We start from the raw sequence: 11725 nt of genomic DNA, 5'->3' as shown, positions 1-11725 counted from the left end.
AAAGTAGGCTTCTCTCTTTCATAGGAGTAAAAAATCTAAAAGATATGTCTTTTAAACAAGCACAAACCGCTTTGTTTGCTTTGAAAAAAAAGCAGCGAAAGCAAATGAATAAAGCACAACAAGAGCAATTAGATGCACCTATACAAGATATTGAATATGCACCAACTCAACAACAAACGGCGGTGTGAAATGGAACAAAGAACAGCACAATGGTTTCAAGCGCGCTTAGGAAAAGTCACTGCTTCAAACGTTTACAATATACTCAGTAAGACAGCAAAAGGTTTGCCTACAAGCAAATATGAAGACTACAAAATCAAACTCATGACAGAACGCTTAATAGGTGAAATAAGCCAATCTTATACAACCGCGGCTATGCAATGGGGCATTGAACATGAAGAGAATGCCTTGAGAGAATATGAATTCATTTATGACGCAGAAGTCACAAGATGCGGGTTTATCCCCCACCCAAAAATGGAAATGGCGGGGGCTAGTCCTGATGGGTTCATTGGAGAGGACGGTTTAATCGAAGTCAAATGCCCACAATCAACCACGCATTTGCGCTTCTTTATATATGACGAAATCAAGCCTGAATATATCGCACAAATGCAATTCCAAATGGCGTGCACAGGACGCAAATGGTGTCATTTCATGAGCTATAATCCAAACTTTGTAGGCAGATCTACTGGTTTGAGAATGAAAATCAAACGCATCAACCGTGATGAGCAATACATTGAAGAGATTAATAAAGCTGTCGAAATCTTTTTAGGGGAAATAGAACAAGAGATGCAAAAGATTTTGGCAAAAGCTGCTTAAACCTATGGGGGTGCTCTCTCCTCCCCGCACCCCCACCCTTCTTAACACTTTCAAGTAATGCGTGATTCACGCCACGGGTGGATTGTACGCAAATCAAGGAAATAAACCATGGAAAAGAAATACGAACTGACAGATGAAACAATCGAAGTTGGGCGCAAAACGCTCCGCCGCATTCGTGCATTGAGAGATTTGGGGGACGTCAAGAAAGGTGATCTTGGCGGCTATATCGAGAAAGAAGACAATCTAAGTCATGATGGCAATTGCTGGGTTGGGGGTTATGCCAAGGTTTATGATGATGCTAAGGTTTACGAAAATGCACATGTTTACGGTTATGCCGAGGTTTACGACAATTCTCGTATTTATGGCAAAGCAGAAGTTTTCGATGAACCATGCATTTACGGTCATGCAGAAGTTTACGGTGATGCATATATTTGCGGTGAACCGAACGTTTTTGATAATGCAGAAGTTTATGGCAATGCACAAGTTTACGAAGAGGCATACATTTACGATAGGGCGCGTGTTTACGGCAATGCACAAGTTTACGGTGATGCGCATATTTACGGTCATGCAAAAATTTACGGTGATGCATGTGTATGTTGGAACGACTGGATTGATGACGATAGAAGAATCTCAACTAGAGAAAAAACCAGATGAGAAAATAACGAACGACTAATCTTATAGTATCTCTATAAGCCGTTTCTAGCAACAAAAACAAAGATTTTAACACCAGCGTGATTCACGCCACGGGGGAATTACATCTCAATGAAGGGGAATAAACATGCCACACCGCCCACCTACTATCACGCAACCAGCTATTGCTCGTGCTTTAAGAGAAGCTAAAAAACAAGGATGTGAACTCATAGAAATCAAACCTACAGGGGAATTATTAATTCATATCAATAAAACCATAACACCAACAACGACAGATAATACTTATAGCATTGACGATTTTCCACCACTTGAAAACGAGCAAGAAGACTACGAGACCAGCAAAAGTTGCCCCTCTGTCGACGGTATAAAGTTTTAGCCATGCCAAAACGCCGTCCGCCGCATCTTGTTCGTGAACGTACACGCCATGGTAAAGTTATATGGTATATACGTATTGGTCATGGACCACGGTTTCGGATTGAAGGAACCTATGGAACGCAAGAGTTTGTTGATAATTATACGCTGGCTATTAAACAAGCTCAAAATGGCTCCTCCAAAACAAAGAGGCGTACCAGACTCACAGAAGGGTCTTTCGATTGGTTGTTGCATCAGTATTTACAAAGCATGCAATGGCATAATCAATCAGAATCTACTAAAAAAGTTAAATATCGAATTCTGAATAATGTTTCTAAACATATCGGTGATCGTGCATATAAAAGCATAAACAAACAACACATTCTTGAAGCCGTAGACAGAAGGCGAGAGACCCCCGCGGCGGCAAAACATTTTTTGACCTCTTTAAACGGTCTCTTTAATTGGGCGGTTGATAATGCCCTTTTAAATAGAAATCCTGCCTTTAATATAAAAGCACCAAAATCTTTAAACAGTGAGGGATTACTGCCATGGCTAGAAGAGGACATAGACAAATATTATCACCGTTGGTCACATGGTACACATGAACGCGTCTGGATTGATGTTCTTCTTTATACAGGCTTGCGTCGTGGTGATGCCGTTCGTATCGGCTGGAAAGACGTCAAAGATAATATCATTTATCTCAAAACAGAAAAGAGCCAATTTAAAACAGATGTTTTTCTTCCTATTTTACCAGAACTAGAGGAAACCCTTAAAATTGGTCCCATAGGTAATGAAACATTTATTTGTGGTAAAGGTGGAAATAAGCTTGTCAAAGAAAGTTTTGGCAACCTCTTTCGTGAAGCATGTAATGCAGCAGGGATTAAAAAATCAGCTCACGGCTTGCGAAAATTAGCAGCAACACGCGCCGCCAATGCTGGTGCTACAGTTTCCCAAATGAAAGCGCTTTTTGGCTGGTCAGAAGACAAAATGGCATCTCTTTATACCAAAACAGCCGATAGAAAACGCCTTGCAATAGAAGCCATTAAAAAACTTCAAAAAGGTTAGAGCAACGGGCGGCAACTAAAAAAAACTAAAGCCCCGTCAAAATTATAAACGAAATCAAAGCGACGTTTGAGGTGCATCAGAAACCAGAGGAGAAATAGGTGGTTGTGTCTGTTGCATTGTTTGCCATAAATTATAATTCGTTTGCATATCCAACCAAAATTTTGCTTTACTAAAACCAGCTAGTTCTAATTTAATTGCAAGCTCGGTACTCATAGAGGCATGACCGTTAATCACTCTTGATAGAGAAGCTCTTGTCATATGGAGATGATCAGCTAACTTTTGTATTGTTATCCCCATTTCGTCTAAGAAAGCTACTTTTAAAACTTCGCCCGGATGTGCGGGGTTATGCATCATTTGTTTTCGTTCCTTTCATCAATGGTAATCTTGATAATCAACAAGCTCCACATCTGTTCCTATAAAGCGAAAAGTAACACGCCAATTTCCATTCACCCATATAGAATAGTATCCTGTAAGTTCACCTTTAAGAGGATGCATTTTAAAGGCAGGTGCTTTCAACATTTCGGGCGTCGTAGCACTTGTTAAAGCCGTCAAGATGACGCGTAATTTCTTTACGTGATCTGGTCGAATAGCTTTTGTGGAACCTGTTGTATAAAATAATTTTAAGCCCTTATGCTTGAAACTCACAATTGCCATTAACGCCCCTTATCGTATACCAACACTATACGATTAATAAAAATAAGAGTCAAGCAAGATACTAGAAAATCTGGTTGCATATTTGGATAAAATGATTGAGAATAAGCTATAAAAAGGTTCGGGATAGACAGAGAAATAAGTTAATAAAATCAACGGAATCAAAACTCCCTAACTTTTATATAACTTATTGATTTTATATAAATATAGCAATCCCACCCCCTCCGCCACAGCACTTTTATGGTGCTATAACTTTTTGATTTTATATGACTTTTTTAAAGGTTCGGTGTCTTTGTAAACAGTTTTTTGGCATTTGGAGTGATTTTTTTTGGCATGCCCTGAAAAAGAACCAAAAACAGAACTCGCAAAACATCTACGTGAAGTACGGCGAATACTCGGGAATGAAGAACGGGGTATTTTTGCGCAACGCCTTAATTTACAACGCACTACCCTTGCCAATTATAAAATCGGAGCGCACGAGCCAACATCCTCAGCAATTAACGCTTACCATAGAGTCTATAACATTAATCCTCATTGGCTTGTTACGGGTGAAGGCAAAATGTTTAGTGACATGGCAAAAGCGAAAATAGCAGGTTTTAAACCACAAACTATCCCTGCTGGACTCATGAAAAAACTCGGTCGCATAGCTTATACAACCTATCGCGATGCAAATATAAAACTCCCCCCTGAAGATATAGCGGAACTCGCGGCAGAGCTTTGTATAAAGTTGCAAGAGCTTGTTCAAAACATCAACGACACAGAAGAAGTCGAAGCAACTTTCCCTCTTCTTAAAATCCATTTAAAGCGTCAACTAGAGGCTGAAAGAGTACATCTAGAAACTACACAAGATACGGCTTAATGCCTCTCTAAAATGAAAAATACAGGCGCGTTTCTCTTTACATCAAGAAAATGAAATAACATATTGTTTTTAAATAATTATATTTACGAAAAATAGAAACGCGCCATATGGCGCATATCTTTTTTGCTTTTTAGGTCATTTTTGGCTGATTTTGGAGTGAACTTCACGATGTATCGAATTTTTTACAGGGTCTTCAAAGGCGTTTTTTTAGGTTTTCACAGACTTTTTAAAATTTTTCACAGGGTATTCAAAGACCTTTCAAAGATCATTTAAAACCTCTTTAATGCGTCTTTATTTTTTTCTCTTAAAGGTCGCAATTTGAGATGATACGTTCTTGAGTCGGAATCACATTATTTGAGAAGAAGCGTATATAAGATGTGTTCATCTCTTTTAGAGTAAATTGACTGAGAATTTTTCCATGTCCCAAACACATTATTCAGATATATTATTAAAGAGAGAAACATTTAAGCAATTGGGTCAACTTGACCGCATTGCTCTTCAGTCTGCACTTGTGCAACGTTTGCACCGTTGCTCCTTTGAGGAATTGGGTAAACACTACCCTATTGCTGTACTCATGCAATTGGATCAACTTGATCCTATTGTTCTTTAAGCAATTAGGACAAGTTGTCCCTATTCCTCTCTCCCACCCAAAGTGCAGACATTGCATTTTGATTTTAGAAAACATAACAACTGATCAAAATGCAAGGTACACCTTTGATTTTTTATTTCCTTCACACGCAATTTCATTGTGATCTGAACTTGATTTAGTTTGAAGACATTGCGCAATCTGGCAAAGCATTCACCAATCTAATCCCCCATTCATATCAAAAGCCATAGCCGCTTTGGCAGCATAAATGCTAAAAGCTTCTAAATACTATTCGTCAATCCCAGCTTTGCTGGCACGAGTCATCAGTTCTCAATTTTTCCCTAAATTCCGATTTTTGCAATTTTAAGTGTCAAAATAAATTTTAACAAAACGCGCACTGAAAGGTAAAATAGCTATAAAAATAATGAATTATCGCGTATTCTTACCTAATCTCAACTCTTCTAACTTAGTACAAAGCCTTATGTAAAAACCATAGCGATTTTGAAACAATTCAAATCTTAACGATTATTATTTCCTTAACTGGTGGTATTTCTCATCGGCGTTTCATCTCAGCATAGCTCTAAGAATAAAAGCGGATTGAACTATCTATTTTAATGACCAGAATAATATATTTAACGATCTACTGTCAACATCGCTGGATCAATTGTACAATAACATATTTAATTAATATGTATTGTTATATATGTTTGTAGTTAAATTGAAAGCGCATTTAGATAATCCTGCTTTCTTATCTCGATATTCAAAATGACTAAGCGAAAAATTATATACGCAACTGTAAAATTTTACTTCTCTTAAAATCATTCACTTATTCGCTAAAAACTTAATGAACAACTCAAATGACCATTTTCATAAAGAGGAAATCTGCTTCTTTTTGAAGAATGTTGTTATTTAGGATGATATGAAATTGAAAAGTTTGGTGCACCCGACAGAATTCGAATCTGTGACCTCTGCCTTCGGAGGGCAGCGCTCTATCCAGCTGAGCTACGGGTGCTTAAAACCGATTATTAAAATTAGTTGTGATCTTTTAACTAATCATCCTCTTAGCTTCAATGCTAAATTACCATTCTAATAAAAAAATTACTTATTTGTAAATTATCTAACTACGCACCCCTTTTATTTTTCTACAATGATACTTTATCTTGAAAGAGCTTTTTTGTCTTCAACACTCCTTTTATTATTAAAAGAGCTTTTATTACAACTTCAAAACTTTCAAAAAATAAGTTACAATATAAACTGTAAGTATCAGGATAATTTCTAAATGATTACATTACCAAGTCGCTTTCATTTTGTTTCCGCAGAAACTGAGGAAGCTCTCAAAGCTACCCATAAATTAATTTCCGTTTATGGTCATTCTTCTCTGGAAGAAACTGATATTGTTGTTGCAATCGGTGGTGATGGGACAATGTTACAAACCGTACGGGACGTCATGAATACAGGCAAACCCATTTATGGCATGAATCAAGGTTCTGTAGGATTTCTTATGAATGAATTTCATGAAAAAAAATTACCTAATCGTATTGCTGTCGCTCATAGAAAAGAAATCCATCCCCTGCGCATGATTGCAAAAGCTGAATGTCAAGAATCTATTGAAGCTCTTGCAATTAATGAAGTATCTCTCTTTCGGCAATCTTATCAAGCAGCAAAAATTCGTATCACCATTGATAACAACGTGCGCATGGAACAATTAAATTGTGATGGAGTCCTCGTCGCTACACCGGCAGGATCAACCGCTTATAATTTATCAGCACAAGGACCTATTTTACCCCTTATGGCCCCCCTTATGGCTCTTACTCCCGTTAGTCCTTTTCGTCCTCGGCGTTGGCATGGAGCATTGCTTCCCAATACAGTAACAGTGCGCTTTGATATGCTTGAACCTGACAAACGCCCTGTTAACGCTGCTGCTGATAATGTTGAAGTTAAATCTGTCCATTCAGTTACTATTTCAATGGCAACAGAAGTAACAGCTTCAATCCTTTTTGACTCAAATCATTCATGGGATGAACGCATTTTATCAGAACAATTTCGCTATTAATGATTGTATTGTGCGTTTTATGTGTATATGGTTGTTATAGTTAGTTTTTTTGTGAAAGCATCTTAAAACTCTTTAAGAGTGGGGGATATTGGTTATACTCATCATTTAGATAGCAAAATTAAAATCACAGAGCAATTGATAAAAAAATGATACCATCTTTAAACAGTTTTGATGATTTAGGTCTTTCCGCAAAGGTTGTTAACGCTGTAAAATCAGCGGGATATACAACTCCAACACCTATTCAAAGTGAAACAATTCCTCACGTCCTTCAAAGAAAAGACGTTCTAGGAATCGCTCAAACGGGAACGGGTAAAACCGCCTCTTTCGTATTGCCTATGCTCACTCTCCTTGAAAAAGGTCGTGCAAGAGCACGAATGCCCCGTACGCTCATCTTAGAACCAACAAGAGAAATTGCAGCTCAAGTTGAAGAAAATTTCGATAAATACGGAATAAATCATCGTTTAAATGTTGCTCTTTTGATTGGTGGGGTATCTTTTGAACTCCAAGATCGCAAACTTGAACGAGGAGCTGATGTTCTTATAGCAACACCAGGGCGCCTTCTTGATCATTTCGAGCGCGGTAAATTGCTCCTGATGGGCGTTGAAATCCTTGTTATTGATGAAGCTGATCGCATGTTGGACATGGGCTTTATTCCTGATATCGAACGCATCTGTAAACTAACACCTTTTACACGTCAAACTTTGTTCTTTTCTGCAACAATGGCACCAGAAATTACAAAACTAACGAAACAATTTTTACATTCTCCGGTATCTGTTGAAGTTACAAAAGCTTCCTCAACAGCGACCACAATTACACAACGGCTTGTTAAATCTGGAAATAAATCATGGGACAAAAGAGCAGTTTTACGAGAACTTATCCAAAATGAAGGTGCCGAGCTTCAAAATGCTATTATTTTCTGTAATCGCAAGAGGGATATCTCTGAACTTCTTAGATCACTCATTAAACATAACTTTAATGTAGGTGCATTGCATGGGGATATGGACCAATATTCACGTATGAACACCCTAGCCAATTTTAAAAATAATAAACTTACACTTCTGGTTGCTTCTGATGTTGCAGCCCGTGGTCTCGATATTCCAGCCGTAAGCCACGTATTTAACTATGATGTTCCTACACATGCTGAAGACTATATCCATCGAATTGGTCGTACAGGGCGTGCAAATCGTAGCGGAAAAGCTTTTACAATCGTCACAAAAGCTGATCAAAAATATATCAATGCCATTGAGGAAATGAGTAATGAAAAAATTGAATGGCTCAATGGAGATCTCTCGACTTTAATAACAGATGATCAAACAGAAGATATTGTTGTAAAGAAAAAGCCCTTAAAATCATCAAAGAAAACTGCTCCACAAGAGCCTGTTGCTCACACTAAAAAATCTGTAGAAGAGAATAAAACAGAATATATCAAAAATGCAAATAATAAGGAGAAGCCATCTGAGCAACAACGCTCACGAAAAAATAAGAACTACACGCCTCTTGGATTTGGTGATGATATTCCTGCATTCATGCTTATAAAAACGCGTAGATAGACTCGTCCTTTACTCTCTGTAAGCATAAAGTAAATAAAAGATGTCTTTTAAAAGTTTCCCTTATTTCTTAGAGAGTCTTTTTATTACCTTTTCACGCCCTAAAAGTTGCAAAAGCTTTCCCATTTCAGGTCCATGATCCATGCCCGTAAGCGCTTGACGCAATGGCATAAATAAAGACTTTCCTTTCCGACCTGTTTTTTCTTTTAATGCTGTTGTCCAAATTTTCCAACTTTCCTCATTCAAAGCACCTTCAGGTAAGAAATCGAGTGATTGATGCATAAATGCACGATCCTCTAGTGCTACTGTATCAAAATTCTGTTCATCATGAATGATTTTCCACCATAAAACAGCATCATTGACTTTATCAATATTACTTCTTATCGCGTTCCAGAAATATTCCGCCTTATCTCCCTCAATAGAAAGTTTTTTAAGGCGCATTTTAACGTCCTTATAACTTAGTTCATGAACAAGATGACTATTCAAAGAAAGAAGATCAGCAATATCAAATTTTGCAACAGATTTTGATGTATCTTGTAAATTAAAATGCTCTAAAAGCGCTGCTTGATGGGGATAGGGATGTACATTTTGTGATGTCCCAATCAAAACGGCGAGGCATTGAACAGCTATAGATTCAAATCCTTCTTCCCGTAGAGAACGAATAGAAAGATCATTATTACGTTTTGAAAATCCTTTTCCTAAAACTGTCGCCAATAAATTGGTATGAGCAAAAATCGGTAATTCTGCATTAAGAGCTTTAAAAAGAGCAATTTGAGCGCCTGTATTTGTAATATGATCATCCCCACGAATAATATGCGTAATAGCCATATCTACATCATCAACAATAGACGGCAATGTATAAAGATAGCTTCCATCTTCACGAATAAGAACAGGATCTGAAAGAGAAGCCAAATCAATCGTCTGCTTTCCCTTTATTGCATCATTCCAGCAAACTTCTGTTCGCTTTGTTTGTAAAGGATCACTTTCAAAATTAGGAAGAAGAAAACGCCAATGGGGTTTACGGCCTTGAGATTCAAAGTTTTTTTTCTCTTCTGCTGTCAATTTTAATGCTGCACGGTTATAAATAGGAGGCAATTTGCGTGAAAGCTGGATTTTACGACGCCGCTCTAATTCTTCTGCAGTCTCATAACAGGGATAAAGAAGCCCGCGTTGTTTGAGAATTTCCGCAACTTCATCATATCGATTAAATCGCTTAGATTGGTAATAAATTGAATCTGGTTGAATACCAAGCCATTCAAGGTCAACAGCAATAGCATCAATATATTCTTGTTTAGAACGTTCAACATCTGTATCATCATAGCGCAAAATAAATTCTCCTTTATGCGCTTGCGCATAAAGCCAATTGAAAAGCGCAATACGGATATTGCCAATATGAATATAACCTGTTGGAGAGGGAGCAAAACGAACTTTAACCATAAAATAATACTCAATTTTTATCGCGAAAATGATTGACTATGGGATAGCGACGATCGCGTCCGAAATTTTTGTAACTGATTTTTACACCGGGTGCAGATTGTCGTCTTTTATATTCGGCACCATAAAGAAGCTGTTCAACTTTCTCAACAGTTTCCCGTGGATGCCCACGTTTAATAATATCGCCAATACTCATGTCATTTTCTACAAGAGATTGTAATATATCATCTAAAATAGGATAAGGCGGAAGAGAATCTTCATCTTTTTGATTTTCTCGCAGCTCTGCAGAAGGCGCTTTTTCTATAATATTGGATGGAATGACAAGTCCTTCTGGTCCTCTCAAATTGTGCAAGTGATTTTTATTGCGCCATTCAGCTAATGCATAAACCTGCATTTTATAAACATCTTTAAGAGGATTAAATCCGCCATTCATATCCCCATATAGTGTTGCATATCCTACAGCCATTTCTGACTTATTGCCTGTCGTTACCACCATTGATCCGAATTTATTCGAAAGAGCCATCAAAAGTGTACCGCGTATGCGACTTTGAAGATTTTCTTCTGTTACATCAGAGGGTAACCCTGAAAAAACAGGTGCCATTGTCTTTAAAAAAGCCTCAACAGGTTGTGCAATCGGTATGATTTCATAATGACATCCTAAAAGATCAGCACATTTTTTGGCATCTTTCAATGATTCTTGCGAAGTGAAATGATAAGGCATCATAATGGTGCGAACCCTCTCAGCACCAAGAGCATCCACCGCCATTGCTGCACACAGGGCTGAATCAATTCCTCCTGAAAGGCCAAGAATAACATCCTTAAAGCCGTTTTTATTAACGTAATCTTTCAAGCCTAAAACACAAGCTTGATAATCGGCTGCTAATCCATTGAGAAGACTTTCATCAGGACCTGAAACACAGTTCCATCCCGTCGTTGTTCGTTGCCAATGGCTCAAAGCTATCTGCCTTTCAAAGTGTTTCATTTGAAACACTTTTTTGCCTTTCCCATTCAAGGCAAAAGACCCGCCATCAAAAACGAGCTCATCTTGACCACCAACTTGATTAGCATAAATAATTGGTACCCCAGATCGTAGAGCTTGCGTATGAACAACATCTATACGTTTTAAAGTTTTATTACGATAGTAAGGAGATCCGTTAAGGACAAGAATAATTTCCGCTCCTTTATCTTTAAGCTCTGTACTCAGAGAGAAATCATTCCATAGATCCTCACAAATGACTATTCCTAATTTGATTCCATGATAAACAATAGGCTCAGGACGTGGACCTGAAGAAAATAAACGCTTTTCATCAAATTCGGCATAATTAGGTAAATCAAACTTTAAGCTTTCAGCAATAACTCGCCCTTCATCAAGAAGCATGAGACCGTTGTAAACATTGCCATTACGCCTTAATGGAAGACCAATGACAATTCCTGGTCCGCCTACGGTTATTTTTGCTAAATTTTTAACAGCTTCTTCACATGTTTTTGTAAAAGCAGATTTTAGAACAAGATCTTCTGGTGGATAAGCGCTTATAAAAAGCTCCGACAATAAAACAAGGTCAGCCCCCTCTTCTTTAGCCTTTTGGTGTGCCATAACAGCTAGAGAAAAGTTCCCCTCAATATCACCGACAATAGGATTTAATTGGGCAATTGCTACCCGAAAATCATTTTTCATAAGTCTTTTTATCACTTCATCAGTTTGGCAACCACAACTT

The 11725-nt window shown here is 37.8% G+C and carries 12 protein-coding genes, 1 tRNA gene and 1 pseudogene; 9 read left to right on the top strand and 5 right to left on the bottom strand.

Going from position 1 to position 11725, the window contains the following annotated elements; genetic code table 11:
- The 5 genes and pseudogenes from ACFINC_RS07685 to ACFINC_RS07665 form a co-directional block, all read left to right on the top strand.
- A pseudogene (locus ACFINC_RS07685) lies at positions 1-188 on the top strand (recombinase); the annotation flags it as partial.
- 1 nt (position 189) lies between these two features.
- Complete coding sequence (locus ACFINC_RS07680; protein WP_375616812.1) at positions 190-813, top strand: lambda exonuclease family protein; 624 nt, start codon at positions 190-192, stop codon at positions 811-813.
- A gap of 108 nt (positions 814-921) precedes the next feature.
- Entirely contained in the window at positions 922-1467 is a 546-nt protein-coding gene (locus tag ACFINC_RS07675) for a hypothetical protein (protein WP_375610752.1), read from the top strand.
- Positions 1468-1591: 124 nt separating this feature from the next.
- Positions 1592-1840 (top strand): hypothetical protein, encoded by a 249-nt coding sequence (locus tag ACFINC_RS07670; RefSeq protein ID WP_015857131.1) that lies wholly within the window; start codon positions 1592-1594, stop codon positions 1838-1840.
- Between the two features lie 2 nt (positions 1841-1842).
- Complete coding sequence (locus tag ACFINC_RS07665; RefSeq protein ID WP_375616811.1) at positions 1843-2880, top strand: tyrosine-type recombinase/integrase; 1038 nt, start codon at positions 1843-1845, stop codon at positions 2878-2880.
- A gap of 54 nt (positions 2881-2934) precedes the next feature.
- Here ACFINC_RS07665 and ACFINC_RS07660 read toward each other — a convergent pair whose 3' ends face one another.
- The gene (locus ACFINC_RS07660) at positions 2935-3234 is read right to left on the bottom strand and encodes a HigA family addiction module antitoxin (RefSeq protein WP_375616810.1); all 300 of its coding nucleotides are present in this window, start codon (positions 3232-3234) and stop codon (positions 2935-2937) included.
- 18 nt (positions 3235-3252) lie between these two features.
- A complete protein-coding gene (locus tag ACFINC_RS07655) occupies positions 3253-3534 on the bottom strand; it encodes a type II toxin-antitoxin system RelE/ParE family toxin (protein WP_273788906.1) in 282 nt (93 codons plus the stop codon).
- Between the two features lie 325 nt (positions 3535-3859).
- On the opposite strand from ACFINC_RS07655, the gene ACFINC_RS07650 reads away from it, so the two are divergent.
- Both ACFINC_RS07650 and ACFINC_RS07645 read left to right on the top strand, forming a co-directional pair.
- Positions 3860-4390 carry a transcriptional regulator gene (locus ACFINC_RS07650; RefSeq protein WP_375616809.1) on the top strand — a complete coding sequence of 177 codons (531 nt, stop codon included), beginning with the start codon at positions 3860-3862 and terminating at the stop codon, positions 4388-4390.
- Between the two features lie 418 nt (positions 4391-4808).
- Entirely contained in the window at positions 4809-5000 is a 192-nt protein-coding gene (locus tag ACFINC_RS07645; RefSeq protein ID WP_375616808.1) for a hypothetical protein, read from the top strand.
- Between the two features lie 911 nt (positions 5001-5911).
- Here the strand turns inward: ACFINC_RS07645 and ACFINC_RS07640 are convergent.
- Positions 5912-5988, bottom strand: a tRNA-Arg gene (locus tag ACFINC_RS07640).
- Between the two features lie 267 nt (positions 5989-6255).
- Between ACFINC_RS07640 and ACFINC_RS07635 the strand changes: the two genes are divergently transcribed.
- Both ACFINC_RS07635 and ACFINC_RS07630 read left to right on the top strand, forming a co-directional pair.
- Positions 6256-7029, top strand: a complete 774-nt coding sequence (locus ACFINC_RS07635; protein WP_375608554.1) for an NAD kinase — start codon at positions 6256-6258, stop codon at positions 7027-7029.
- A 146-nt stretch (positions 7030-7175) separates the two neighbouring features.
- Positions 7176-8579 (top strand): DEAD/DEAH box helicase, encoded by a 1404-nt coding sequence (locus ACFINC_RS07630; RefSeq protein ID WP_375616807.1) that lies wholly within the window; start codon positions 7176-7178, stop codon positions 8577-8579.
- A gap of 60 nt (positions 8580-8639) precedes the next feature.
- Here ACFINC_RS07630 and gltX read toward each other — a convergent pair whose 3' ends face one another.
- Positions 8640-10013, bottom strand: a complete 1374-nt coding sequence (gene gltX / locus ACFINC_RS07625; RefSeq protein WP_375616806.1) for a glutamate--tRNA ligase — start codon at positions 10011-10013, stop codon at positions 8640-8642.
- A 10-nt stretch (positions 10014-10023) separates the two neighbouring features.
- A complete protein-coding gene (locus ACFINC_RS07620) occupies positions 10024-11685 on the bottom strand; it encodes an NAD+ synthase (RefSeq protein WP_375616805.1) in 1662 nt (553 codons plus the stop codon).
- Positions 11686-11725: the final 40 nt, after the last annotated feature.

Origin of the sequence: Bartonella sp. AP58NXGY (assembly GCF_042195785.1) — a bacterium.
Lineage (GTDB): Bacteria > Pseudomonadota > Alphaproteobacteria > Rhizobiales > Rhizobiaceae > Bartonella.
This window is presented reverse-complemented; position numbering and strand designations above follow the sequence as displayed.